Origin of the sequence: Pseudoteredinibacter isoporae, assembly GCF_011602085.1 — a bacterium.
Taxonomy (GTDB): Bacteria; Pseudomonadota; Gammaproteobacteria; order Pseudomonadales; family Cellvibrionaceae; genus Pseudoteredinibacter; species Pseudoteredinibacter isoporae.
On the sequence record NZ_JAAONY010000001.1, the window covers coordinates 816540 to 842125 of the forward strand.

General features: G+C 50.1%; 30 protein-coding genes. 23 read left to right on the forward strand and 7 right to left on the reverse strand.

From position 1 onward, the window contains the following. Positions 1–24 precede the first annotated feature (24 nt). The gene (gene mutM, locus G8768_RS03490; RefSeq protein ID WP_166851313.1) at positions 25–840 is read left to right on the forward strand and encodes a bifunctional DNA-formamidopyrimidine glycosylase/DNA-(apurinic or apyrimidinic site) lyase; all 816 of its coding nucleotides are present in this window, start codon (positions 25–27) and stop codon (positions 838–840) included. A 36-nt stretch (positions 841–876) separates the two neighbouring features. Here mutM and coaD read toward each other — a convergent pair whose 3' ends face one another. Then, positions 877–1359 (reverse strand): pantetheine-phosphate adenylyltransferase, encoded by a 483-nt coding sequence (gene coaD / locus G8768_RS03495; RefSeq protein ID WP_166851310.1) that lies wholly within the window; start codon positions 1357–1359, stop codon positions 877–879. A 96-nt stretch (positions 1360–1455) separates the two neighbouring features. Then, positions 1456–2052, reverse strand: a complete 597-nt coding sequence (rsmD, locus tag G8768_RS03500; protein ID WP_166851307.1) for a 16S rRNA (guanine(966)-N(2))-methyltransferase RsmD — start codon at positions 2050–2052, stop codon at positions 1456–1458. Positions 2053–2471: 419 nt separating this feature from the next. Here rsmD and ftsY point away from each other — a divergent pair, with 419 nt between their 5' ends. The 10 genes from ftsY to G8768_RS03550 all read left to right on the forward strand — a co-directional run bounded on the left by ftsY (position 2472) and on the right by G8768_RS03550 (position 10597). Further along, positions 2472–3443: a signal recognition particle-docking protein FtsY gene (gene ftsY / locus G8768_RS03505; RefSeq protein WP_243749417.1), complete on the forward strand. Its 972-nt coding sequence runs from the start codon at positions 2472–2474 to the stop codon at positions 3441–3443. Between the two features lie 45 nt (positions 3444–3488). Then, positions 3489–4184 (forward strand): cell division ATP-binding protein FtsE, encoded by a 696-nt coding sequence (gene ftsE, locus G8768_RS03510; RefSeq protein ID WP_166851300.1) that lies wholly within the window; start codon positions 3489–3491, stop codon positions 4182–4184. After that, a complete protein-coding gene (ftsX, locus tag G8768_RS03515) occupies positions 4181–5173 on the forward strand; it encodes a permease-like cell division protein FtsX (RefSeq protein WP_166851297.1) in 993 nt (330 codons plus the stop codon). Before ftsE ends, ftsX begins: the two co-directional genes overlap by 4 nt. A 126-nt stretch (positions 5174–5299) precedes the next feature. Continuing rightward, a complete protein-coding gene (gene rpoH / locus G8768_RS03520; protein ID WP_166851294.1) occupies positions 5300–6154 on the forward strand; it encodes an RNA polymerase sigma factor RpoH in 855 nt (284 codons plus the stop codon). Between the two features lie 72 nt (positions 6155–6226). Next, positions 6227–6607: a DUF423 domain-containing protein gene (locus tag G8768_RS03525; protein WP_208020064.1), complete on the forward strand. Its 381-nt coding sequence runs from the start codon at positions 6227–6229 to the stop codon at positions 6605–6607. Between the two features lie 9 nt (positions 6608–6616). Further along, positions 6617–7318 carry a tRNA (guanosine(46)-N7)-methyltransferase TrmB gene (trmB, locus tag G8768_RS03530; protein WP_166851291.1) on the forward strand — a complete coding sequence of 234 codons (702 nt, stop codon included), beginning with the start codon at positions 6617–6619 and terminating at the stop codon, positions 7316–7318. Positions 7319–7464: 146 nt separating this feature from the next. After that, positions 7465–8121, forward strand: a complete 657-nt coding sequence (locus G8768_RS03535; RefSeq protein WP_166851288.1) for a DUF2959 domain-containing protein — start codon at positions 7465–7467, stop codon at positions 8119–8121. A 31-nt stretch (positions 8122–8152) separates the two neighbouring features. Beyond that, entirely contained in the window at positions 8153–9259 is a 1107-nt protein-coding gene (locus G8768_RS03540; RefSeq protein ID WP_166851285.1) for an OmpA family protein, read from the forward strand. A gap of 139 nt (positions 9260–9398) precedes the next feature. Continuing rightward, positions 9399–10055: an isoprenoid biosynthesis glyoxalase ElbB gene (gene elbB, locus G8768_RS03545; protein WP_166851282.1), complete on the forward strand. Its 657-nt coding sequence runs from the start codon at positions 9399–9401 to the stop codon at positions 10053–10055. A gap of 56 nt (positions 10056–10111) precedes the next feature. After that, a complete protein-coding gene (locus G8768_RS03550) occupies positions 10112–10597 on the forward strand; it encodes an LEA/WHy family protein (RefSeq protein WP_166851279.1) in 486 nt (161 codons plus the stop codon). On the opposite strand, the gene G8768_RS21125 is transcribed toward G8768_RS03550, so the two are convergent. Both G8768_RS21125 and G8768_RS03560 read right to left on the reverse strand, forming a co-directional pair. Beyond that, positions 10594–11100, reverse strand: coding sequence for a prepilin-type N-terminal cleavage/methylation domain-containing protein (locus G8768_RS21125; protein ID WP_166851276.1), 507 nt, complete (start codon positions 11098–11100; stop codon positions 10594–10596). The genes G8768_RS03550 and G8768_RS21125 overlap by 4 nt on opposite strands. A gap of 556 nt (positions 11101–11656) precedes the next feature. Next, the gene (locus G8768_RS03560) at positions 11657–13555 is read right to left on the reverse strand and encodes an ATP-binding cassette domain-containing protein (RefSeq protein ID WP_166851272.1); all 1899 of its coding nucleotides are present in this window, start codon (positions 13553–13555) and stop codon (positions 11657–11659) included. 29 nt (positions 13556–13584) lie between these two features. Here G8768_RS03560 and G8768_RS03565 point away from each other — a divergent pair, with 29 nt between their 5' ends. From G8768_RS03565 to bamJ, 3 genes are read left to right on the forward strand one after another with little or no spacing between them, the layout of a single operon-like run. Further along, positions 13585–14091, forward strand: a complete 507-nt coding sequence (locus G8768_RS03565) for a TIGR02444 family protein (protein ID WP_166851269.1) — start codon at positions 13585–13587, stop codon at positions 14089–14091. Further along, complete coding sequence (locus G8768_RS03570) at positions 14069–14635, forward strand: hypothetical protein (protein ID WP_166851266.1); 567 nt, start codon at positions 14069–14071, stop codon at positions 14633–14635. Before G8768_RS03565 ends, G8768_RS03570 begins: the two co-directional genes overlap by 23 nt. Positions 14636–14688: 53 nt before the next feature. Further along, positions 14689–15423 (forward strand): BamJ family beta-barrel-assembly machinery protein, encoded by a 735-nt coding sequence (gene bamJ / locus G8768_RS21130; protein ID WP_166851263.1) that lies wholly within the window; start codon positions 14689–14691, stop codon positions 15421–15423. 67 nt (positions 15424–15490) lie between these two features. Here bamJ and G8768_RS03580 read toward each other — a convergent pair whose 3' ends face one another. The 3 genes from G8768_RS03580 to G8768_RS03590 all read right to left on the reverse strand — a co-directional run bounded on the left by G8768_RS03580 (position 15491) and on the right by G8768_RS03590 (position 18277). After that, the gene (locus tag G8768_RS03580) at positions 15491–16654 is read right to left on the reverse strand and encodes an aromatic ring-hydroxylating oxygenase subunit alpha (protein ID WP_166851260.1); all 1164 of its coding nucleotides are present in this window, start codon (positions 16652–16654) and stop codon (positions 15491–15493) included. Between the two features lie 37 nt (positions 16655–16691). Beyond that, positions 16692–17330, reverse strand: a complete 639-nt coding sequence (locus G8768_RS03585) for a TetR/AcrR family transcriptional regulator (RefSeq protein WP_166851257.1) — start codon at positions 17328–17330, stop codon at positions 16692–16694. Between the two features lie 191 nt (positions 17331–17521). Further along, the gene (locus G8768_RS03590) at positions 17522–18277 is read right to left on the reverse strand and encodes an NRDE family protein (RefSeq protein WP_166851254.1); all 756 of its coding nucleotides are present in this window, start codon (positions 18275–18277) and stop codon (positions 17522–17524) included. Between the two features lie 105 nt (positions 18278–18382). Between G8768_RS03590 and G8768_RS03595 the strand changes: the two genes are divergently transcribed. The 9 genes from G8768_RS03595 to G8768_RS03635 all read left to right on the forward strand — a co-directional run bounded on the left by G8768_RS03595 (position 18383) and on the right by G8768_RS03635 (position 25580). Beyond that, entirely contained in the window at positions 18383–19186 is an 804-nt protein-coding gene (locus G8768_RS03595; RefSeq protein ID WP_166851251.1) for a sulfite exporter TauE/SafE family protein, read from the forward strand. 18 nt (positions 19187–19204) lie between these two features. After that, positions 19205–20041, forward strand: coding sequence for a prolipoprotein diacylglyceryl transferase (gene lgt, locus G8768_RS03600; protein ID WP_166851249.1), 837 nt, complete (start codon positions 19205–19207; stop codon positions 20039–20041). Positions 20042–20088: 47 nt separating this feature from the next. Further along, complete coding sequence (locus G8768_RS03605) at positions 20089–20922, forward strand: thymidylate synthase (RefSeq protein WP_166851247.1); 834 nt, start codon at positions 20089–20091, stop codon at positions 20920–20922. 55 nt (positions 20923–20977) lie between these two features. Continuing rightward, positions 20978–21499 carry a dihydrofolate reductase gene (locus G8768_RS03610; protein WP_166851244.1) on the forward strand — a complete coding sequence of 174 codons (522 nt, stop codon included), beginning with the start codon at positions 20978–20980 and terminating at the stop codon, positions 21497–21499. A gap of 300 nt (positions 21500–21799) precedes the next feature. After that, complete coding sequence (locus tag G8768_RS03615; protein WP_166851241.1) at positions 21800–22585, forward strand: DUF3450 domain-containing protein; 786 nt, start codon at positions 21800–21802, stop codon at positions 22583–22585. Further along, positions 22582–23952, forward strand: coding sequence for a MotA/TolQ/ExbB proton channel family protein (locus G8768_RS03620; RefSeq protein ID WP_166851238.1), 1371 nt, complete (start codon positions 22582–22584; stop codon positions 23950–23952). The genes G8768_RS03615 and G8768_RS03620 overlap by 4 nt, the downstream gene beginning before the upstream one ends. Before the next feature lie 10 nt (positions 23953–23962). Continuing rightward, positions 23963–24490 (forward strand): MotA/TolQ/ExbB proton channel family protein, encoded by a 528-nt coding sequence (locus G8768_RS03625; RefSeq protein ID WP_166851235.1) that lies wholly within the window; start codon positions 23963–23965, stop codon positions 24488–24490. A 68-nt stretch (positions 24491–24558) separates the two neighbouring features. Beyond that, the gene (locus G8768_RS03630; RefSeq protein WP_166851232.1) at positions 24559–24957 is read left to right on the forward strand and encodes an ExbD/TolR family protein; all 399 of its coding nucleotides are present in this window, start codon (positions 24559–24561) and stop codon (positions 24955–24957) included. 8 nt (positions 24958–24965) lie between these two features. Beyond that, positions 24966–25580: a TonB family protein gene (locus tag G8768_RS03635; protein ID WP_166851229.1), complete on the forward strand. Its 615-nt coding sequence runs from the start codon at positions 24966–24968 to the stop codon at positions 25578–25580. Positions 25581–25586: the final 6 nt, after the last annotated feature.

Here is a 25586-nt window from a genome sequence, read left to right on the forward strand (position 1 = left end):
ATTTTTTTACGAAGAGTATAGCCCTTGCCTGAATTACCCGAAGTAGAAACCAGTTGCCGTGGTGTTGCTCCTCATATCGTGGGTCGCACCGTAAAGCAGGTGTTGGTGCGTAATGCTCAATTACGTTGGCCTATCGATGACAATCTTGCGGGGATTCTGGAGGGGCGAAAGTTACTGGAGTTAAGTCGTCGCGGTAAATACATGCTGTTTCGATTTAAGCACGGTCATTTGCTGATGCATCTGGGCATGTCGGGCAGCGTGCGCATTGTTGAGGCGTCAGATGAGCCCCAAAAGCACGATCATGTTGATATTGTTTTTGGCCTGGATACCGTATTGCGTTTTACCGATCCTCGCCGCTTTGGTGTCATTCTCTGGACTGATGACGCTCCGGAAAAACATAAGCTGATCAACCATCTCGGCCCCGAGCCTCTTTCTGAAGATTTTTCTGTAGATTATTTGTATCAAAAAACGCGTAAGCGCAAGCAGGCGATCAAAGTGCTGATCATGGACAGCAAAGTGGTCGTGGGTGTTGGAAATATTTACGCCAATGAATCGCTGTTCATGACCGGCATTCGACCAGGCCGAGCAGCGGGTCGAGTGACTCGGGCTGAAGTTGAATTATTAGTCAGCAACATCAAGCAGGTTTTGCAAAAAGCGATCACCCAAGGGGGGACGACCCTGAAAGATTTTGTTGGAGGTGATGGCAAGCCGGGATACTTTGCTCAGGAATTAAGTGTCTACGGGCGAGAGGGTGAGCCTTGTTTGCGGTGCGGCAGCATTTTAAAAAGCCAGCGTCATGTTCAGCGGGCCAGTGTCTACTGCCCCCAATGTCAGAAATAACCGTAAACAAACAAAACTCGAAGTGAGCGACAAATATTATTTGCCGCTGAATTTTTGCTTCAGATCCTGCTCAATAATAGGGTGTACGAATTTGCTGACATCACCACCGAGTGAGGCGATCTCACGTACCAGAGAAGAAGAAATATAAGATAAGTGTTCAGCCGGAGTAAGAAACAGGCTTTCCATATCCGGTGACAAAGCGCGGTTCATATTGGCAAGCTGAAATTCGTATTCAAAATCAGACACCGCACGCAAACCGCGGACAACAGCCTGGGCCTGCTTTTGTTTTACCAGATCGGCTAATAAAACATCGAAGCCGCAAATTTCCACATTGGGTAAATGTCCCAAGACTTGTTCGGCCTGGGAAACGCGTTCTTCCAGAGTGAACAGTGGATTTTTTTTGGTGCTGGCAGCAATTGCCAGGACAACACTGTCAAACAGATTGCAGGCTCGCTCGACCAGGTCGATATGACCATTGGTGATAGGGTCAAAAGTTCCAGGGTATACCACGCGCTTCATATTTAGTTTCCACGTCAGGTTTCACGATCGGGCGCAGATGGTAAACAATTTGGCGTCTCAGTACAAAACTTAATCGGCAAAATGCAGGTAAAAAAGTTAATTATTTGGTAATTCGCCGGCGATAAATAGCTGGTAGCAAACCTGACCGCTATTTTTGCAGCGCCAATTGCGCCAGTTATTGGGTAACTTTGGCAGATTGTCTCTTGGGCTTTCCACATAAATCAGGCTGTCGGGATGAAGCCAACCATGCTGTTCCAATAATTCAGCGGAGGATTCCCAAAAACCGGCAGCGAAGGGCGGGTCCATAAAAACGATATCGAAAGGTTTCGATGGGTTGCCGGCTTTCAGGTTCTGGAGGGTGTCGCCCTGCACAACCCTGGCCTGTTGCTGGGGCATTTGCTCGGCCATGGACTGAAGATGCTTTTTGAGCAAGGCACAGGCAGTACTGTTGTGTTCCCAGAGCTCCACTGCGGATGCGCCTCTCGATAAGGCTTCCAGAGCAAGTGCTCCAGATCCGGAAAACAGATCCAGACAACGAGCTCCGTGGATATCTGCGCTGAGCCAGTTGAACAGGGTCTCGCGTATCCGATCCCCGGTAGGACGCAGACCATCGGCGCTGGCAAAGTTAAACTTTCGTCCTCGCCACTGGCCGCCAATAATGCGTAATTGTTGGGTGGAGTTTGCCTTTGCCATGCTTTGCCTCGTCCAATTGGGTGGCCATTGTAGCGATCTCGCATTGCTGTGTTAAGGCTGCGACAGCAGCGACAGACAGTGCTAGAATGCGGCCCTTTCATGAAGGCCGAAGCGAGCCTTCTCCTCCCGATAAGCAATAGATTTTAGATACCATGGTTTTTGGTTTTTTTAAAAAATCCCCCAAGGGCGACGCCGAAAAAACAGCCGCTGAGCAGGACGAGCAGAAGCTTGTTCAGGAGGCTGCTGAGAACGCCCCTGAGCCTGAAACATCGCCCCAACCGCAAGAGGCTCCGGCCGCGCAATCTTCCGCCCCACAGCAACCTTCAACCGTAGCAACGCCTGCTACGGTTGAAACGCCTGCCGTGGCAGAAGAGTCCCTGCAAGTTGCAGAGGTCGATGAGGCTTCTCAGGAAGTCTTTATGGCGCCTGAAGGCTATGGCGAGCCTGAGGAAGAGAAAAAACGAGGATTGTTTGCCCGCATGCGTGCTGGTCTGGCCAAGACCGGTGGCAACCTCAGCGAAGGTCTGGGCAACATCTTTATGGGTCTCAAAGAGATCGATGAGGATCTCCTGGAAGAGCTGGAAACCCAGTTGTTAATGGCTGATGTCGGTATTGAGGCCACTGAAGAGATCATGGAGAAGTTGTCTGAGCAGGTAGCCCGTAAAGAGCTGGCCGATACTGAGGCCCTGTATAAGGCGCTACAGACGGCTTTGGCAGACTTGCTTATGCCGGTTCAGCAGCCTCTCATGATCGATACCCAGAAGAAGCCCTTTGTTATCTTGGTTGTCGGTGTGAACGGGGTGGGCAAAACCACCACTATTGGCAAACTCGCCAAGGGCTTCCAGAATCAGGGCAAGCAGGTCATGCTGGCCGCCGGTGATACCTTCCGTGCTGCGGCGGTAGAGCAGTTGCAGGTTTGGGGTGATCGAAACGATGTGCCTGTAGTGGCTCAACACACTGGGGCAGACAGTGCCTCGGTAGTATTTGATGCGCTGCAATCAGCCCAGTCCCGAAATATCGATATTTTGATCGCCGACACTGCGGGCCGCCTGCATAACAAAGATAATTTGATGGATGAGCTTGCCAAAGTTAAGCGGGTCATGGCCAAACTGGATGATTCCGCACCCCATGAAGTCTTGTTGGTGCTGGATGCCGGTACAGGCCAAAATGCGATTAATCAGGCTCAGCAGTTCAGTGAATCCTCCGGGGTGACAGGTCTGGCCCTGACCAAGTTGGATGGCACAGCAAAAGGCGGTGTTATCTTTGCTCTGGCCAAACAGCTGGGGCTGCCGGTCCGTTTCATTGGTGTGGGTGAGGGTATTGATGATCTCCAACCCTTTGAGGCCAAGAGCTTTGTACGCGCTTTGTTTGATCAAGCCCAGGCAGAATAAAAATATCTGAGAAAATAAGAACAACAAGGACCTCCAATCCAGGCCATGATCCAGTTTCTCAATGTCAGTAAGCGTTATCCCGGGGGCTTTGATGCCCTCAGTAATCTGAATTTAACGGTTGATGCCGGAGAGATGGTTTTTCTCACGGGTCACTCCGGCGCGGGTAAGTCCACCCTCCTGAAGCTGGTCATGTTGATGGAGCGCGCTACGCGTGGCCAGATGGTTGTTGGGGGGCAGAACCTCAATAAAATGCCACGTCGCCAAATCCCGTTTTTGCGCCGCCAGATTGGCGTGGTATTTCAGAATCACCAGTTGCTGTTCGATCGCAGTGTTTTTGACAATGTCGCCCTGCCCTTATTGATTGCCGGTTTTGAGCCCAGAGATATTGGTCGCCGAGTGCGCGCTGCGCTGGATAAGGTTGGCTTGCTCAGTAAGGAAAAGCTTAACCCTATTGCCCTTTCCGGAGGCGAGCAGCAACGCGTCGGCATTGCCCGGGCGGTTGTAAACAAACCTCCTTTGCTGTTAGCCGATGAGCCAACGGGAAACCTGGACCCAAAGCTGTCCGCAGAAATCATGAAGCTCCTGCAGCAGTTCAATGATGTTGGTGTGACCGTGCTGATTGCCAGCCACGACCTGGTTCTGATTGAACGTATGGGTAAGCGCAAACTTACCTTGGAGGCTGGGCAGCTAGTGGGCGATGAGCCTGAAGGCGGCCAGGTTGATCAAGGAGGGCTGCTATGAGTCAGGAATCTCAAAAGCCCCTGCCAGACGCGCTCAGTCGTGGGGCCAGCCTTAAACAGCTCAGTCTGATTAATCTATGGCGCTCCTATTGCCGGCATCATGTCAGCAGTGCCCATGACAGTTTGCGCCGTTTGTTGGTCCAGCCCCTATCCAGTTTGATGACCTGTTTGGTCATTGCTATTGCGCTGGCTCTGCCACAGGTCTTGTCAGTGGCTGTCAGTAACATTGATCAGCTGGGTCAGGGGTGGCAGGGACGGCCGAGTTTATCGGTTTATCTGCATCAACAGGTTAAAGAGCCTGTGGCCCAGCGTCTGCTCAGCGAGATCGAAAAGCGAGAGTTGATTATTGAAGGACGTTTCATCAGCCCGGAACAGGCTCTGGAGGAATTTGAAGAGCACTCCGGCTTTGCCGATGTATTAGGCAAGTTGGAACGCAACCCATTGCCACCGCTGCTTCAGCTAAGTCTGGCCGAGGAGGCGAGCTTGGAGCAGGTGCAGGCCTTGCAGGCCGATTTGCAGGCTCGGGGTGAAGTCGATCAGGTGGATGTGGACTTGCAGTGGTTGCAGCGTTTGCAGCAGATCCTGGCATTGGGTAAGACGCTTATCTGGATTTTGGCCGGTTTGCTGGCGTTGGGTGTCTTGCTGATTGTCGGCAACACCATTCGCCTGGCGATTGCTGCGCGCAAAGAAGAGATTCTGGTGACCAAAACTTTGGGCGGTACCAATGCCTTTGTGCGTCGTCCCTTCCTTTATACCGGCTTCTGGTATGGCTTGTTGGGTGGTCTGCTGGCCTTGCTGCTGACCGAAATGTGCCTGTTTGCCCTGTCTGGCCCGGTCGCCAAGCTGGCAGGTTCCTATGGCAGCAGCTTCCGCTTAATCGGTTTGAACTGGTTCGATGCAGGCTTTCTTTTTCTGGTTAGCTCCGTGCTTGGCTGGTTGGGAGCCGCCTTGGCGGTCGGCCGGCATTTGGCAGCTATTGAGCCCAAATAGTTGATTGAAAAACACCCAGATTCAGGGCTTTACAAGACTTAAAGGTCTTTTCCTCGAACCCGCGCTAGTATTAGCAGTCAAACCCGATAGCTGCTAGTATTAAGGGTCGAGTAACGGAGAATATTTATGAGCACAGCCTTACAGCCTGTAGGTATGTTATCCCCAGGAGCCAATCTGGGTGCCTATATGCAGGCGGTAAATGGAATCAGTGTCCTGTCAGCCGAGGAAGAAAAGAACCTGGCTGAAGATCTGTATTATCGCGAGAACCTAGATGCCGCCCGCCAGTTGGTAATGGCCCATCTGCGTTTTGTGGTGCATATCGCCAAATCCTACTCCGGTTACGGTCTGTCCCAGGCGGATTTGATTCAGGAAGGCAATGTTGGCCTGATGAAGGCGGTAAAACGCTTTAACCCAGAGCGCGGTGTTCGTCTGGTGTCCTTTGCGGTGCATTGGATCAAGGCCGAAATGCACGAATTTATCCTGCGTAACTGGCGCATCGTTAAGGTCGCTACGACTAAGGCCCAGCGTAAGTTATTCTTTAATCTGCGCAGCGCCAAGAAGCGTCTGGCCTGGTTAAACAATGAAGAGGCTGAGGCGGTTGCCAAGGATCTCAATGTTGACGTGAACCATGTGCGCGAGATGGAAGGTCGATTGGCCGCCAGCGATATGGCTTTTGATGCCGGTAGCGATGACGATGATGAAGGTGCTTACCAGGCGCCTGCGAACTTCCTTGAAGATCGCGCTGCTGATCCGGCCACGGCGCTGGAGCATCACGATACCGAGCAAAATAGTTTAGCCAGTTTAAGTGCTGCTATGGAACAGCTGGATGATCGCAGTCGCGACATTCTGCAACAGCGCTGGTTGAGTGAAGACAAAGCCACTCTGCATGAGTTGGCTGATCAGTACGGTGTTTCTGCTGAGCGTATTCGCCAGCTTGAAAAAAATGCCATGAAGAAAATAAAGGCCAACATCGAAGCTTAGTGTTTGCAATGTTGGTGAAGAAGCCGCCTAGTGCGGCTTTTTTTATGGCCGTTGGTGAAGCTGGGGTAAAAGATGATGTATCGAACGATTCTGGCCATTGCTGCAATTAATGGTTTATTAGCAGCGATACTGGGAGCCTATGGTGCTCATGGCTTAAAGCCTGAGCTGAGTGAAAAACTTTGGTCAGCTTATAGTACGGCTAATCAATACCATTTTTATCATACGCTTGCCCTATTGGCATTGGCAGCATTTGCTTCTGTACGCCATTGGCCCAAATTGGTTTGGGTTGCTTGGGGTTGGCAGCTTGGCATTGTTCTTTTCAGTGGCAGCATTTATGCCCTGGCTCTGGGGGCGCCGAGTTGGGTCGGGCCGATTACTCCCCTCGGTGGATTGACCCTGATGAGTGCCTGGGCTTTGTTGTTTCAGCAGGCCTTTGCGAATAAAGATATTTAAGATTGAATTATGCAAGAACCCATTTATAAACCCGAATACAAAGACAAATCGATCCGCAGTTTTGTGATTCGCGCGGGCCGAATTACCGATGGCCAGCGTCGTGCGTTCGAACAATGGTGGCCGAAATACGGCTTGAGTCTCTACTCCGGTGCGCAGGATTTCGATCAGCTGTTTGGGCGTAAAGCGCCAAAGGTGATGGAAGTGGGTTTTGGTATGGGGGATTCCCTGCTTGAAATGGCCAAGGCTGAACCTGAAAAAGATTTTATTGGCATCGAGGTTCACCCTCCCGGTGTGGGACGATTAATTAATAATGCCGGCCTTGAGGGTGTGGAAAATTTGCGGGTTTATATGGCCGATGCCAATGATGTCCTTGAAGACTGTATTGCAGATGCCAGCCTCGATCGCTTCCAGCTTTATTTTCCTGATCCCTGGCATAAGAAAAAGCACAACAAACGCCGAATTGTGAATTCAGGCTTTATTCAGAAGGTTTCAGACAAACTGTGCCACGCTGGTATCTGCCATATGGCGACCGATTGGGAGCCCTATGCCGAGCACATGATGGAAACCATGAGCGCAGCTGAACAGTTTGAGAATACCCAGGGCGATTATTTATTTTCCGAAAGGCCGGACTTTCGCCCGGTGACCAAATTCGAACGCCGAGGTGATCGATTGGGTCACGGTGTTTGGGATCTCCTCTTCCGCAAGCGCTAAGCTCCTGTTACCGCTCCTTGACGCCTAAAACGTGATCTGTATCACGTTATTGGGAATGTTGCGAAAAATACGCTAGAATGCCGCCCAATCAGCAGCAGGATGCTGCTCGGTGCATTCATTTGCGTATCTTAAGACCGGGAAGCTTTATGATTCGACAGTCACAAACCGTCTATAAGCTAGCGCTTATTACCCTTTTGTCTTTGGGCCTGATGGCCTGCCAATCCGCCTATTATTCTGCGATGGAATCTGTTGGTCAGCATAAGCGCGACATTCTTTCCAGTCGAATTGAGGGCGTGCGCGACGCACAAGTGGATGCCAAAGAACAATTTCGCGATGCTCTCGATCGTTTCAGCCAGGAGCTGGGTTACAGCGGTGGTGAGTTGCAAAGCGTTTATGAAAATCTTCGTGATGCTTACGAAGACAGTAAAAAAGAAGCCGACAATGTCAGTGCGCGTATCGACAAAGTGGAAGACGTTGCCGAAGCGCTGTTTGCTGAATGGGAAGATGAGTTGGAACAGTATTCCAGTGCCAGCCTGCGTCGCGACAGCCAGAAAAAATTACGGGAAACCCGCAGCCAGTACAAGCGTATGTTGACCACCATGCGCAGTGCCGAATCCAAAATGGCGCCGGTGCTGACCACCTTTAATGATCAGGTTTTGTATCTCAAGCACAATTTGAATGCTCGTGCGATCAGCTCGTTGAAAGCCGAGTTTGGTGGTCTGCGTCGTGACATTAATACTTTGATTGCGCGTATGGAAGAATCTATCGCGGAATCTGAAAAGTTTGTAGAAAGTTTGAAGTAGGGATTTTAATTCAATAATAGGAGTTCATTTAATGAAAAACTTCCAACAACACGCTCTTATGGTAGCTCTGGGTGTAGCTGCCAGCGTGACTTCCGTAACGGCTTTGGCCGACGGCCATAGTGCTAGCCATAAATATGAAGCTTACCTGGGGGCTGCTCGTCAGTTTATCGACGGTAAGCGTGGTATTGATAACGACACGGGTGTCGTTGTAGGCCTGGGCTATGTGCTGGATGAAAACTGGACCATTGAAGGTGTGTTCAATGGTTTTAAAGCGGATACCGAAGTGGGTGCTGTCGATGTCGACGGTCGTCACTATCGTTTGGATGCCGTTTATAACCTGGCACGCAATGGCGCATGGCAGCCATTCTTGGTCGGCGGTGCTGGCGATCAGGGTTTTGACGTTGAAGGCGGCAATAACAATCGCGAAACCGCAATAAACTTTGGTGGTGGTGCCAAATATTTCCTGTCTGATGAGTGGGCTTTGCGTGGTGATTTACGTGCTATCCATTCTCTGGATGAAGAAGCAACTGACTACGCTCTGGGTCTTGGCGTAGCGTATTTGATGGGCGCAAAATCTGCACCGCAGAAGCTGGACAGTGACGGCGACACTGTTGAGGATAGCCTGGATCAGTGTCCGAATACCCCTGCTGGTGTTGCAGTAGACGGTAAAGGTTGTCCTCTAGACAGCGACCGTGACGGTGTATTCGACTACGGTGATCTGTGTCCGAATACCCCAATGGGCACCAAAGTTGATAAAGACGGTTGCCCTGAGAAAATTGCGAAAACCGTTTCTATCGAACTTCAGGTTAACTTTGATACTGACAGCTCAAAAGTGAAGCCTCAGTACATGTCTGAGTTGAAAGATGTTGCCGAGTTTATGAAGCAGTACAACAAAACCAATGTTGAACTGGCTGGCCACACTGATTCACGTGGTACCGATGTTTACAACCAGGCCTTGTCCAAGCGTCGTGCGGATGCCGTTGCAAAAGTACTGGTTGAAACCTTTGACGTTGAAGCCGGTCGCGTAACCTCCAATGGTTATGGCGAGTCTCGCCCTGTTGCGGATAATAATACCGCTGAGGGCCGTGCGGCTAACCGTCGAGTGGTTGCCGAGATCAGCACTGAAACAGTTGAATAAACTCAGTACTGTATGGCATTAAAAAACCCGGGCTTGCCCGGGTTTTTTATGTCTGAGAGATAAGTTTATTCTTGCTTACCTGTGGGTGATACCATACTGCCCATCTAATCATCGTTAACCATTTCAGAGGATGTAATTGATGTCGAAAAAAGTAGCGGTCGTATTGGCAGGTTGTGGTGTGTTTGATGGCGCAGAAATTCATGAGTCGGTACTGACATTGTTGCGCTTGGATCAGTTAGATGCGGAGGTGACGTGTTTGGCGCCTAACGTGGAACAAATGCATGTCGTAAACCATCTAAGCGGAGAACCTGTCGAAGGTGCGACTCGAAATGTGCTGGAAGAAGCCGCCAGAATCGCTCGCGGCGACATTCAGGATATCGCTTCTGCGAATGCCGCAGATTTTGATGCTGTGATTGTGCCTGGTGGATTTGGTGCGGCTAAAAATCTGTGTACGTTTGCTGTCGATGGGCCAGAGATGGCGGTAAATCCAGATTTCTCTGCCTTTGTACAGTCGGCAAAATCGGTGGGTAAAACCATCGGTTTGATGTGCATTGCTCCGGCGATGTCTGCCAAGCTTTTGGGTGCGGGTGTTTGTTGCACCATCGGCAATGATGCCGATACGGCGGCAGCCGTTGAGAAAACCGGCGCTCGTCATGAAAATTGTGCAGTCGATGCCATTGTCTACGATGAGGCGAACAAGCTGGTCAGTACGCCAGCGTATATGTTAGCGGGCAGCATAAGTGAGGCGGCGAAAGGTATTAATGCCCTGGTCGACAAAGTAATTGAGATCAGTTGAGGCTTGTGCGCTGGACTTTGAAGTGAAAGCCTTGCCTGGATAAAAGAGGATTTATAATGAAATTTTTAAATCAAAGCCGATGTCTGGTGCAAGGTTTTTTTCTACTGGTGCTGCTTGGTGTTCTTAGTGCCTGCAGCCATTTACCCAATACGTTTGAAGAGCCTCGCCTGCAGGTTTTGGATATTCAGATGTTACCTGGTGAGAACCTGTCTCCAACGTTTAACATCAAGCTTAAAGTGGATAACCCTAACCGTTTTGATCTCGATGTTGTTGGGGCATCTTACAGTGTCAGTTTGCAAGGCTTTGAGGTGATTCATGGCGTGGCCAAGGACATTCCCACTATCGGCGCCTATGACAGCGAAGAGTTCACGGTGAAAGCTCAGGCCAACGTTATTCAAGGCGTGAGGTTGTTGAATAAACTGATGCAAAAACAACATGAGCCATTGAATTACCGTATGTCGCTCAAGCTGGATACCGGTAGTTTATTTTCAGCGATTCGAATTGAAGACGAAGGTAAGATCGATTTAAACGGAGCGCGCTAGCACTCCGAATCGACAACGGTAAATGTGCAATCCGGCGAACCGAAAGAATCGTAAATAACATAACAGCCCGAACCGCTGGGGGCTGAACTGGGAATGTCAAAGCCGACAAAAGTGTATCGGTTGGTGACCCGGGATTGCATATTGCCGGTGAGATTAATGTAATCGACCATGGTCAGGCGGCTGCCCAACTCGGCACGACTTTCCGGACAGAGGTTTCGCCAGTCCAACTCCGAACTGCCGCCAGCTACTTGAATCACAAACTGGGATTGTCCACCACCGGGGTTGCTGCTGCTCGCGCTGATGCCATTGGCTGCCGCCATAGCTTTGGTCATCCTCGCGGTTGAGCGCATGGTTTCTCTAATGCCCTCTAAAGCGGCAATCTTGGCCGCTGTGGATAAATCAGAAAATTTGGGCGCAGCAACGGCGGCCAGAATGCCAAGAATCACAATCACAGCAACCAGTTCGATCAGTGTAAAACCTTGATTGTGACGTCGTCTGGGCATGGGGTAGCTCAAAATATTTGTTATGGCAATTATAGACCATATAACTGAAACTGATGCTTTGCCGACAAATGGTCACGCTTTAAAATAAGTCGATGAGCTTTTATTTTCTTGGCGTGATGTATTTGCAATAAAGCTGCTGAGAGAAAGGGAATTAGGAAGGACAGAATGAGAGTTAAAACGTCAGATTTACAGCACATCGATTCACTGGCGACTGTTCCCGGGTCTCTACTTGAGCAAATTTTTGAAGCAGCCAGGTACCGCTGTTTTCAAACAGAAGGAAAAAACTCAGAGTGGTTGTGGTTTAATCTTCGGGTAACGTTGCTATCAGTATTTATGTATAGCGCCGTTCTGATCTTTGCGATAACTTCCGAACACGATGAGGTTCTGTTTCTTGGAATGCCAATAAGCTGTTGTTTGCTATTGTACTTCGCTTTGAAGATTCGGCGTCAGAAGTACATGGATATGGTGCACCCATATATTGCTAACGCTGTTGCGTCTTATGGAGAAGCAGGCGTTCATAAAGAGCGGTCAATATAGCGCGATGGCCATAGCGAGTTTAATGGCTTAAAGCTTCAAGTTCTTCATTCAGCTCCAGCCACTGTTCCTCGAGCTGTTCTAATTTTTTCCGCAGCTCACCCTGTTCCTGCAATAAGTGATTGAGTTCAGTGCTGTCACCCTCGTACAAGGCACTGTCTCCAAGCTTTTCTTCAACACTGGCTAACTTTTCCTGGGATGATTCCATATCGCGATCAATTTTTTTAATCTGATTGCGCAGGGGCTGTAATTTTTGTCGCAGAGCTGCAGCGGATTGGCGTTGTTCTTTTTTGTCCGCTTTGGGTGACTTGTTCTGTGTGTCTGCCGGCTCATCCTGCTTGGGTGCCTGTTGGCCGAGCCAATGTTGATAGTCCTCCAGCGTGCCGTTAAATTCTTCTGCACGTTGCTTATCAACCAGAATAAATTGCTCCACGGTATTTTTCAGCAGATGGCGATCGTGGGACACCAATACGATGGCACCTTCATAGGCTTGGAGTGCTACCGTCAGTGCGTGACGCATTTCCAGATCGAGGTGGTTGGTCGGTTCGTCCAGCAGCAATACGTTGGGCTTTTGCCAGGCGATAATCGCCAGTGCCAGGCGAGCTTTTTCCCCGCCTGAAAAATGTTCGATCACCTCAAAAGCTCGGTCGCCTTGAAAGCCAAAGCCACCCAGGAAATTTCGTATTTCCTGCTCGCTGGCGTTTGGGCTTAGGCGCTGAATATGCAGTGCTGCCGAGGCTTGCATGTCCAGAGCTTCCAGTTGATGTTGAGCAAAGTAACCAATAGCCAAGTGTTCTGAATGAGTGATCTCGCCGCTTTTTATTTCCAGGCTGTTGGCCAGGGCTTTCATCAATGTCGATTTGCCCGCGCCGTTGTGGCCAAGTAATCCGATGCGGCTGCTCGGTAAAATGGCGAGATTAATGTTGTCGACGATGACATTGTCGACATAAGCCAACTGTACTTGCTGCAAATTCATCAGGGTCTGTGGCAATTTGTCAGCAACCGGAATCTGAAAATTAAACGGCGAATCAATATGAGCGGGCGCGATGGCCTCCATGCGCTCCAATTCTTTTAATCGGCTTTGTGCCTGTTTGGCTTTGGTGGCTTTAGCGCGGAAGCGGCGCACAAAGTTTTCAATTTCAGCGATGCGGCTTTGCTGCTTCTCAAATGCGGCCTGTTGTTGAGCCAGACGCTCGGCTTTTTGCTTCTCGTAGCTGCTGTAATTGCCGCTGTATAACTCCAGCTTTTGATTGTGCAGATTAACGGTGTACTGAATAACGTTATCGAGGAAATCTCGGTCGTGAGAAATGATCAACAAGGTGCCGGGATATTGTTGCAACCATTGTTCTAACCAGACGGTGGCGTCCAGATCCAAGTGGTTGGTAGGCTCATCGAGTAAAAGAAAGTCGGATGGGCACATCAAGGCTTGTGCAAGATTGAGTCGAATGCGCCAGCCACCGGAAAACTCATGCACTTGTTTTCGGGTATCGGCCTGGCTGAAGCCCAAGCCATTTAACAGCCCTTGTGCTCTGGCTTCAGCGGTATACCCCTCCAGCTGTTCAATGTCGCCGTAGAGTTTGGCCAGAGTTTCACCGCAGGCCTCCTGCCCCTTGGCATTTTCCCGTTCCAGCTGAGCTTCCAGGGCACGCAGGGCCTGGTCACCATCGATAACGTAATCCAAAGCGCGCCGCTCACTGTGGCTGACTTCCTGTGCCATATGCGCCAATCGCCAGTTGCCGGGAATATTACACTCTCCCGTATCGGCCTGGAGCTGGCCCAGAAGTAATTTAAACAGGCTGGACTTGCCGCTGCCATTGGCGCCAATCAAGCCTATTTTTTGACCCGGATGAATGCGCAGTGCACAGTGGTCTAGCAGAAGCTTATGGCCGCGCTGTAAACTTAAATCTTGTATCTCAATCATGGCCGCTATTGTACTGGCGCGAAGAGTAAATGACAGAGCACAACGAGAATTTGTTTTGGCAATTTAGCCTGGGTTTTTACGGCGAAGCGGGTGTGGCCGATGCGCTGCTGGAATTGCAGGATCAACACGGCTGCCAGGTGAATATGTTGTTGTGGTGCCTGTGGTTGGGTAAACAGCAGCATCGCCTGTCGACAGAGGTATTGAGTGAAGCCCTGCTGCTGCTGGACGAACATCAGGTGGAATATTTATTACCGATGCGAGATCTGCGTCGACAATTGAAAAACCACCCTGAGCTAGAGTTGTATCAGCAGGCCAAGGCTCTGGAGCTGGCCATGGAGCGCTGGGAGCAGGACAGGCTTTATGAGATGTTTCTTGAATGGGAAACTTGCCCCTCAGATGTGGGGCCGTCGGTAGCAGAAGCTAATATCCACCTATATGTAGGGCGGCTGCCTCCATGCGGGGCGACAAGTTCAGAGAGCAAGGCTAAACTTGAAGCCCTAATAAAGAAGCTGCTTGAGCAGTTATTCCGCGGTTGAGGTTCCAATCGCCTGCATTATCGGAGAGTGTATGCGCCTGTTTCTTACCCTGTTGATCCTCTTATTGGTCGTTGCTCTGGCGGCGCCCTATGTTTTGAAGAGACCTGATGGCCAGCCCTGGATGGATGCGTCGGAACTGTCGCCGGATATTCAGGTCAATGGTAGTTACGAAAAAGCCAAGCTGGAGCTGTATCGTTGGTGGCATGGTCTGCGTCGGGATCTGTTCGCTGACAGGCAGTCGGGTAAGACCAAGGCTTATCGTTGGCAGGATAGTGAAGGCAATTGGCATTTATCCGATACCCCGAATCCTGCGGGCGGCTCTGAAGAGCTTTGGGTTGACCCAAATGTGAACCTGATGCCGGCAACTCCGCTACCAGAGGTAGCAGAAGAGGATAAAAACACTACTCAAGGGGACCCAAGTTCTGTACCCTTGCCGATGACTGTAAGTCCCGGGCAGGCCCAACAATTGATGCAGGATGCCCAGAAAATCCAGGGACTGGTGGACAAGCGCTATGAGCAAATCGATGCCGATGCGCAGAAATAATTGTAAATAAGTAAACGGGGCGAGGCCCCATCATGGACTATTAGGAAGCAATAATGAAAAAATTCGCGATTGCCGGTGTTGCAGCAGCCGTAATGTTCGTTGCTGGTTGTAATGAGCAGGCTAAAGAAGCACCAGAACCCGAGCTGGTGTTGGACACCATGGAAAAGAAGATCAGCTATATTCTGGGTTACGATGTGGCTGGTCGCTTTAAGCAAGATGAGATGAATCTGGATGCCGCTGCCATTTCCGCAGCCGTTAAGGACATTGCTGAGGGTAAAGAATCCCGCTTGACCCCGGAAGAAATGCAGTCGGTAATGACTCAGTATCAGGAAAAGCAAATGGCTAAGCAGCAGGAAGCCATTGAAAAAGCGCGTCTTGAGAGCGAAAAAGTTGGCCAGGAAAACCAGGCGAAAGGTGAAGCTTTCCTAGCGGAAAACGGTAAGAAAGAAGGCGTAACAACCACCGCCAGTGGTTTGCAGTACGAGGTGATTACCGAGGGCTCTGGTCCCAAGCCAACCACAGAAGACTCTGTACAGGTTCACTATGTTGGAACCTTGATTGATGGCGCTGAGTTCGACAGCTCCGTTGCTCGTGGTGAGCCAGCGACGTTTAAAGTTACCCAGGTGATTCCAGGCTGGACGGAAGTTCTGCAACTGATGCCGGAAGGGTCGAAGTGGAAGGTATACATTCCATCGAATCTGGCTTATGGCCCAGGTGGAACTGGTGGTTTGATTGGCCCGAATGCGACTCTGGTATTTGAGGTTGAGCTGTTGAAGGTGAATCCTTAACAGTCTTCGGGTCTTTGAGATCTGAATAAAAAGCCGCCGGGTTTTCGGCGGCTTTTTTGTTTCTGGATTATCGTTTTGCTAATAACTGGTCAATATTTTCGTGGAAGTAGCGCAGCCCTTGTTCAAAACGGCCGTGTAAAAATTCTTCACAAGCCCCCGAATGCAAGCCCTGTTGCACATCTAGGGCCATGCTGAAATCTTCCTCCAGGGCTCGATATAAAATTTCATTATTTTTTCGAAAGTACGCGATGCCCTTTTCGCTTGGCTTCTCAGGCAAAAGTGTGAAGTTAATCAGCTGTGTGTGACCAATCCCATCGGGATAGACGATAGACACATTGATATGGTCGGGTTCGATCAGCAACAGAGTGTTTGGGAACAGCAGGTAGAGAAAGTTACCGTGCTCACGAATATGCCATTCGGATTCGTCTTTTTCGCGCAGGCCGGTCATGGTCTTTTTCGGGTATAAATTACGTTGTTGCAAGCCAAATTGCTTGTAGCTGCCAACCGTATCCAGAAACATAAAATCGATCGTTTCTTTATGGGTTTTGCGTACATGGTAGTTTTCCATAAAAGTATCTACGGCCAACTTCCAGTTAATGGGGCGATGAAAATCTTTGGGATCGAACACCACGTGGCTATCCATTTGGTAGCCTTCCAGATCGCCAATGATTGTGTCGCCCAGCAGCTGATTTAGAGTGTTTTCAAAGCCGCCATCCTGATCTTCTACGGTTATCGGGCTCAAGCGCAGCCAGATAAAACCAAAGCGTTCACAGAGCGGCAGCTCTGTCAGGCTTTTGCAGCGGTCGGGCATATCGCTGAAGCCATCGCGGTGTGGGACTCCCCGCAACTTGCCATTGGTTTCATAGGTCCAGGCATGGTATTGGCAGACCAATGTGCGAAGTCCCTGGCCGCTGCTTTTGCGAGCGAGGCGGCCACCACGGTGCTTGCAGACATTGATAAAGGCTTTCAGGCTGCCGTCTTTTTGTCGCAAAACGATAATGGGAACCTGACAAATATCCCGAGTGAAATAATCGCCGGCTTCGGGCACCTGGCTGCCATGGCCAACAATAATGGGCATTTCCTTAAACAGTTGTTGTTCCTGTTCGAACTGATCGTCCCGGGTGTAACAGTCAACAGCAATGCTGGAGCAGTGGCTCTGCATATCGGTGCTTTTGTCAGCCTCGTAGCTGAGTATCTCTTTTATTAAATTGATTTCGGCTTGTCTTTCCATTGTCAGGCGTCTCTTTAGGCTTCTTTATATTGTCTTTTTATGATGATTGCTTGCGATTGGGGAGTCCCATGGCGCGCGCGATAAATGCCATGGTTTGATCCAGCAGTTGCGTTGAATCGGATGTCAGATGAGGGCTGTTTGAGAGCAGCTGCACCATCAGTTCGCGAATCCCCCCCATGACCATGGGGCAGGCCACATAGGCCCCGATGTTCTTGTCGATTTCTCCTCTGGATTGAGCCAGCAGAACATTTTCGATGGCCAGCTGAAGGTGAGCGGCGAGGCGCCGGCTTTCGACGGCCGCGACCAAAGGCTCCTTCTGGCGGTTTAGAAAAACCACTTTTGCTAGCGGGTGTTTGCGAATAAAGCTGATGCTGCGCTCTACCCTGGCGCGTTCACGGCTCAACCAATCAGCGCCGGGAAGTGGGTTAATATCAATAATCCACTGGTCGTATTGATCATAGAAATCGTCGACAACGGCGGCAATCAGGTCGGTGCGTGAGCTGAAATAGCGATAAATCAATCCGCTGGAAACCTGAGCTGTGGTGGCGACGCTGGCAATTTCCAGTTCGCCGCCTCGCTCGGCCAGCTCTTGAGCCGCGGCCTGCAAAATGCGCTGGCGAGTCTGCTTGGCTTTCTGGCCGTAGGCTTTGGGTTTATTGTCCGGTTCCGAATTCATGGTCGGGCTCTCATGTTGGGGGCCTAATATTAGGGCTTTCATGGCAGGGCTCTGTTGGCACCAGCAATTTTGAATAACTATAGGTTGATTGATTATTGCTCAAAAGTAAAGTGAATTCATTTTACTTTTTATGAAACAATCTTTTACTTCCTTCTTATATAGGAAATTGGCGTTGCTTCGGAATGCCGAATTTAGAATCGGTGTTGGAAATGGCGGCGATCTGGCTGGCCCAGTTCACCATAGGGGTAGTTATATTCGTAAAAATCGAATTGTTCTTTGCCAAGGTAAACCAGGCTGGAGCTGCGCGTCCCGTAGTGTGAGCTGCGTATAAATAGAGGGCTGAGCAAGCGTTCCAACTCCTCCCCTACGCCGGTATCGGGAAGTCCATCTTTAAATACCTGCTCGTTGAGCAATATGCGACGCAAGTGTTCTTCTTCGGCGCCCTGCTCTATACAGGCTTGTAACTGCGCCTTGCCATGCAAGGCCTTTGGCCAGGGAGCGTCAAACTGACCATTGCTGAGTGCATAGTACCCTGGCGCCAGTTGTTGAGGGCCGGGGCTTCGATTGCTGAAATGCCAGAGTTCACGGGCATTGCCGACCAGCAGATTAAAGCCGGCATATTGTTGGCCATTCCGTTCAAGCTGGTTGAGATAGTCTTCGGGGCTGAGTTCGGTGCTTAAGAAATCGCTGACCAGTTGCCCCCTTGATGGGCCTTGATGGGGGGCGGCCCTCCCTTCCCGGTAATTGGTGAGTGCCGCAAAGCGCCCGCTTTGGTTTAATCCCAACCAGCTGCCCCCGGCTTCCAGATCCCGGCCGGCGAGAATTCCGGGCTGTTCATTCCAGTAATCTGCACGCGCCGTTGGGCGATCATAGGCTTCGTCACGGTTGGCGGCGGCAATCAGAGCATGCTCGCAGCTGGGATCAAAGCGAAATAAAATCAAACACATGGCATCGGCTGTGATAAATGAAATTGGTGGTGGAGTCTAACAGAACTAGGCACCATAATGCCCCGCATTGTTTTATTTGTACGGCGGCTGATTTCCGGGGGCAGAATGCTGTTTTTGATTTACGCAGTCTTGGGCGTATTCGCGGGTATTATTGCAGGCCTGTTCGGGGTTGGCGGCGGTATTATCATTGTGCCAGTGCTGATCTACAGTTTTGGCTTGCTGGGATTTCCTTCAGAGCACCTGGTGCACATGGCCATTGCCACTTCGCTTGCCTGTATTGTGACCACATCGGTCAGCTCCATTTATGCTCACCATAAAAAAGGCGCGGTCAATTGGTCGCTGGTGGCCTTGATGGCACCGGGTATTGCGCTTGGCAGTTGGCTTGGAGGCCTCACCGCGGTGGGTATTAAAGGTGAGCACCTGCAAATCATTATTGGTGTGTTTGCGCTCTATACCGCTTGGCGTATGTGGAATAAATCCAAACAAGAAGCTGTACAAAAATCACTCACTCCCACTTTGTTGGTGCCCGTATCCGCGGGAATTGGCTGGGCTTCGGCGATATTTGGTATCGGTGGTGGCTCTCTTACTGTTCCGTTTTTAAGCTCTCGCGGTGTGCTGGCGCAAAAAGCCGTTGCCTGTGGTGCTGCATTGGGGTTCCCCATTGCGCTGGTGGGTACATTGAGTTTTATCTACAGTGGCCTTGGAATGGAAAGCCTTCCTGAGAAGAGTTTGGGATTGGTGTATTGGCCCGCCTGGATAGGAATTGCAGTGTTCAGCACCTTGTCGGCGCGTTTTGGGGCCCAGCTGGCCCACAAGCTCTCGCCGGAGTTATTACAGCGTTGCTTTGCGGCCTTTCTCTGTTTGGTGGGGCTCAATTTTATGCTTAGTGGTATCATGGACTCCATCTGAATCTGGTGACTCAAATTTATGCAATACCCCGATATTGACCCGGTAGCCTTTAGTTTGTTCGGCTTGAAAGTACATTGGTACGGCATTATGTACCTGATGGCGTTTGCCATGGCCTGGTATCTGGGGATGCGACGTGCGCGTCGACCTCAGTCGCCTATCGCTCCGGATCAGGTGGAAGACCTGATTATGTTTGGCGCTTTTGGCGTGATCCTGGGTGGTCGTTTCGGTTATGTTTTGTTTTATCATTTTGATAAATTCTTAGTAGACCCGCTTTGGCTTTTCCGTGTTTGGGAAGGCGGCATGTCTTTCCATGGTGGATTGCTTGGTGTTTGTATCGCCATCTTTTTTTACGCTCGCCGAACAAAAACAACCCTGCTGCAGCTGGGTGATTTTGTGGCGCCCTTGGTGCCGCTTGGCTTAGGCTTTGGACGCATCGGAAATTTTATCGGCCAGGAATTGTGGGGGCGCGTTACTGACCCGGATGCGCCTTGGGCCATGTACTTTCCAAACGATCCCATGAACCCTCGTCATCCTTCGCAGTTGTATCAGGCTTTTCTGGAAGGCTTGGTTTTATTTGCAATACTGTTCTGGTTTTCCAGAAAGCCAAGACCACGCGGCGCCGTCGGGGGATTGTTTTTAGCGCTGTACGGTTGCTTCCGTTTTATTGTGGAATTTGTCCGCGAGCCCGATGCGCATTTGCAGGATCAGCTCTGGTTGGGTTGGGTTACTCGTGGGCAGGTTTTATCACTTCCGATGATCATTGCGGGACTCTTGTTGATCGCCTGGGCCTATTCCATGGCCGCAAAAGAAAAGCGTAATGGGAAAACCGAAAACAGCAGTGCTGAAGAAGCCTGAAATCTATCTGGAACTTTAGTAGGTCCAGCTCAAGAGAAAGACATTTAATGAAACAGTATCTCGATTTAATGCGCCACGTGCGTGACCAGGGTTGTGAAAAAAGTGACCGCACAGGAACCGGAACCAAAAGTGTATTTGGTTACCAAATGCGTTTCGATTTATCAGAGGGTTTTCCTTTGGTAACCACGAAAAAGTGCCACTTGAAATCGATTGTGCACGAGCTTCTGTGGTTTTTAAATGGTGATACCAATACCGCCTACCTAAAAGAAAATGGTGTCAGTATCTGGGACGAGTGGGCCAGCGAAGAAGGCGATTTGGGCCCTGTATATGGCTATCAATGGCGTAGTTGGCCAGCTCCAAATGGCGAAAGTATTGATCAGATCTCTCAGCTTATCGATATGATTAAGCGCAAGCCCGATTCCCGTCGCTTGATTATCTCGGCCTGGAACCCGGCGGATTTGCCCGACGAGAGCATGTCTCCTCAGGACAATGTAAAAGAAGGGCGGATGGCCTTGGCGCCTTGCCACACTATGTTCCAGTTTTACGTCGCCGAGGGAAAGCTTTCCTGTCAGTTGTATCAGCGCAGTGCGGACATTTTTTTGGGGGTGCCATTTAATATCGCTTCCTATGCATTGCTGACCATGATGATTGCCCAGGTGTGTGATTTGGAGCCTGGCGATTTTGTTCATACCTTTGGTGATGCTCACTTGTATTCCAATCACGCCGAACAGGTTGATCTGCAATTGCAACGCACTCCAAAAACCTTGCCGAGCATTAAAATTAATTCACAGGTTAAGGATATTTTTGCATTTCGTTTTGAAGATTTTGAATTGCAGAATTATGATCCGGATCCGCATATTCCCGCGCCAGTTGCGATTTAGGAATCTGTGTTTTTAAAAGGTCCCATGAAATAAATACGAATAAGGTAAAAATACGGTGAGTGTTTGTTTGGTCGTTGCGGCGGCAGAAAATAATGTGATTGGTGTGAACAATGAACTGCCTTGGCATCTGCCAAAAGATTTGCAGTATTTTAAGCAGCTGACCATGTCGAAGCCCATTGTCATGGGGCGCAAAACTTTTGACTCAATTGGGCGGCCGTTGCCCGGACGTGAAAATATTGTCATCACCCGCCAACAGGATTGGCAGCATGAGGGCGTTCATGTTGTGCATGATCTTGATTCGGCGGTAAGTTTGGCAAAGCAACTTAACCCGACTCTTGATGTCATGATTATTGGTGGTGCTGAAATTTATCGCCAGGCTTTGCCGTTGGCTGAAAAAATTTATCTGACCCGGGTGTATACCGAGTTGAAAGGGGATGCATTTTTTCCGGCGCTGGAGGATTCGCAATGGCGCCAAACCGGTTGCGAAGAGCATCAGGCTTGCGAACGTAATCCGTATCCTTACGCGTTCTGCGTATTGGAGCGTGTTACTTCTGGAGACATAAATAATTCACAGTAGTTTCTGAATGTTTGTTCGGAAGTGGTTAAAAATCGCTCAACTGTCTTGATTTTAACCGCTCTGTGACAGGTTTAATTTATATGTTACCTTAGTGCCCGATTCCAGCCGGGGGATGTGTTACCCGGCTGATACTTAACTACACAATTTTCAGAGGGGCCAGATTAACCGTTGAATCTTGCTCCAGCCTGTTATTACAATGGCGCACTCTTGACCTCGGCAAATGGATAACTTTTATAAACCATTTGCCAGCTAGAGAACGTCGCAAACTCAGTTGATAGAAGCACCCGAGTTGGGGGAAATATGAAGAAGCAGCGATTGAAAGCCGTGGCTTTAACCACTGTGCTTTCTGCCGGCGCACTCATGGGGAGTGTTGCCCAAGCAGATCAAACTATTGATGCCATCCTGAAGGTTGGCCAGACTAAAGCCCAATCCGGGGCACAGTCGCAACAGAAAATCGACAAGATTGCTGAGCAAACCAGCAGCCTGTTACAAGATTTCAAAACCGTAAATAAGCAGATCGAAGGTTTGCGCGTTTACAACAAGCAGCTGGAAAAGCAGATTGCTAGCCAGTTGAAGGTTATCACTAACCTGACTAACTCCATCGACCAGGTAACGGTAATGGAGCGTCAAATCCAGCCACTGATCCTGCGTATGCTGGATGGTCTGGAGCAGTTCGTTAGCCTGGATATGCCTTTCCACACCGCTGAGCGTGAAGAGCGTCTGGAAATGTTGCGTAACAACCAGGAACGTGCCGATATTCCTGTATCTGAGAAGTTCCGTCAGGTTCTGGAAGCCTACAAAATTGAGTCTGAGTATGGTCGTAAGATCGACACTTACAAAGACACTCTGGAGATCGACGGTCAAGAGCGTGAGGTGAATATCCTGCGTGTTGGTCGTATCGCCCTGATGTATCAAACCACTGATACTCAAAAGTCTGGTGCCTACAATTCAAGCACCCGTCAGTGGGAAGCGATTGATTCTGGTGAATTCCGTGCTGCCATCCTGAAAGGCATCAAGATCGCCAAGAAACAAGCAACAATCGACATCATGGATCTACCTATTCTGGCTCCGGAGGCTGCACAATGAAAATGACCTTCGCCAAGCGCGTTATTGCTATCGCCGCAGCAGGCATGCTGTCTGCCGGCTCTGCTATGGCCCAGGACAAAGCAGCCTCTCTGGATGAGCTGCTGAAAATGGTAAAAGACGCTCGCGTTGCTGAGTCTGCTGACCAGCGTAAACGTGAAGCTGATTTCCGTCGCCAGAAGGCTAACCAGCAGGCTCTGCTGAACCAAGCCAAGCAAACCAAAGCTAACGAGGAAGCTCGTTCGGTTCGCCTTGAGAAGAACTACGAAGAAAACGAAGTTGCCGTTGACCAGAAGCGTCAGCAGTTGCAAGAGCGTTTGGGTTCTTTGAAAGAACTGTTTGGTCACCTGACGTCTGCCGCCGGTGATCTGCGTTCCAACGTAGAAACTTCTCTGGTAAGTGCTCAGTACGGCGAGCGTGCCGCATTCTTGGACGACTTGATCGAGAAAATGAACAGCGCTGATCAGTTGCCTACTATCGAAGAGATTGAGCAGCTGTGGTACGAAGTTCAGCGTGAAACCATTGAAGGCGGTAAAGTGGTTAAGTTCACTGGCACCGTAATCAAGCCAAATGGTGACAAGGCTGATCAGGACGTTGTTCGTATCGGTACCTTTAACCTGGTTTCTGATGGTCAGTACCTGAGTTTTAAAGAAGGTAAACTGGAAGAGCTGCCACGTCAGCCTACCGAGTACCTGTCTCAGGCCAAAGCTCTGGAATCTGCTGCTCCTGGCACGTTCTCCAAAGTGGGTATCGACCCAACCGGTCCTTCCGGTGGTTCTTACCTGGGCGCATTGATCAACAGCCCTTCTATTGTTGAGCGCTGGCACCAAGGTCAGCTGGTTGGTTACATCATTACCGGTGTTGGTGTGTTCGCCATGCTGTTGGCTATCTTCCGTCTGATTGTTCTGACCGGTGTTTCTGCCAAGGTTAGTGCTCAGCTGAAATCTGACAAAGCCAATACCAACAACCCTCTGGGTCGCGTATTGAAAGTGGCCGAAGACAATCCAAACTTGGATGGCGAGACTCTGGAACTTAAGCTTGAAGAAGCGGTTCTAAAAGAGAAACCTGCTATCGAATCCGGCTTGCAGCTGCTGAAGATTATCTCCGCAGTCGCGCCTCTGCTGGGTCTGTTGGGTACTGTAACCGGTATGATCGTGACCTTCCAGGCGATCACCATCTTCGGTGCTGGTGACCCGAAAGCAATGGCTGGCGGTATTTCCGGTGCTCTGGTAACCACGGTACTGGGTCTGGTTGTGGCTATTCCTACTGTATTGATGCACACCTTGGTTAATGGTCGTGCACAGCGTGTTCTGCACATCCTGGATGAGCAAAGCGCTGGTATCGTAGCTGAAAACGTAGAAGCTAAGTAGGAGAGTACTCATGACGGCATTAATGGATCAATTAGAAGCCATTAAGGCCTTTGTGGAGTCGGGTGGTGAAGTACTGGTACTTATCGCCATCCTGACCTTCGTCATGTGGACACTGATTTTCGAACGTTTGTGGTATTTCAAGGGAACTCTGAAGCGCGATGTGCAAGGCGCATTAGATACCTGGGAAGCTCGTCCAGAGCGCCAGTCCTGGAATGCCCACCAAATTCGTTATGCACTGATCTCTCGTGTGAGTGAGAAGGTTCGCTCTAACATGAGCATGATCGAAACCCTGGTTTCCCTGGCGCCATTATTTGGTCTGCTGGGTACCGTATGGGGAATGATTGAAGTGTTTAACGTTTTGGCCATTACTGGTGGTGGTGATGCGAAATCCATGGCTAGTGGTGTATCCAAGGCAACAATCCCGACAATGGCGGGTATGGTTGCGGCGCTTTCGGGCGTATTTGGTAACACCCTGGTTACACGCATTGCCGAACGTGAAAATCAGTTACTTGCCGATCACCTGACGATGGATCACTAAGCAGTCCAACTGCTTAGTGCCCACAAGGCAGACGCTAAGTATTAATCGGTTATGTTAAGAGAGTAACCATGGCCAAAAAAAGAAAAGTTGAAGAAGAAGGCGGCATTGATTTAACACCTATGCTTGACGTGGTGTTCATCATGTTGATCTTCTTCATCGTAACGGCTTCCTTTATTAAGGAAACCGGTATTGAGATTAATCGACCTGATGCAACTACGGCCGAGCCGAAGTACAAGTCGAATATCTTGATTGCGATTAACGGCAACAATGAAATCTGGATCGACAAAAGTCGCATTGACGAGCGCCAGGTGCGTAACCGCATCGAGCAATTGCGTGCGGAGAACCCGAAAGGGGGAATCGTGGTCCAGGCGGATGATAAAGCAAGCATTGAAACCCTGACCAAGGTGGTTGACGCCGCCCGTGATCTGGGTGTCACTGACGTTGCTGTGGCAACAGAGAAGAACTAGGGCGAGCTATGAATCCTGTACGACTCATAATAGCCGGAGCCGTTGCACTGGCAGTGACTTTTGGCTTGTTCGTTTTGATGCACACCTTGATCGCGGCCAATATGAAAGAGCCTGAAGAGGGCGAGGCTACCAAGATTGCCGATATTCATATGCCGGAAGCGAAGATTGAGACGCGCTTCGAAACGGAAAAACCTGAAAAACCCGAAGAGCCGGATGAGCCACCACCGGAGATGCCTCAACCTGAATTCGAAACCCCTGATGTTAGTCCTGACGCTATCAACATGGGTGCCCCGAAGGTGCAGGCAAATCTGAATGTGGCCGGTGTTGGTGGTTTCTCTTCCGATGGTGAATATTTGCCAATCGTGAAGGTACAGCCCCAGTATCCTCGTCGAGCGCTAAGTCGTGGTATTGAAGGTTATGTAATTGTTGAATTTACTGTAACCAAGAGTGGTGCGGTAAGTAACCCGGTGGTTGTAGAGCACGTACCTGAAGGTTCCACCATCTTTGCCAAAGCGGCAATGAAGGCGGCGCTGAAGTTTAAGTACAAGCCTCGGGTTATCGACGGTGAACCAATTGAGGTTCCTGGCGTACGCAACAAGATCTCCTTCGCCATTGCACAATAGAATGGG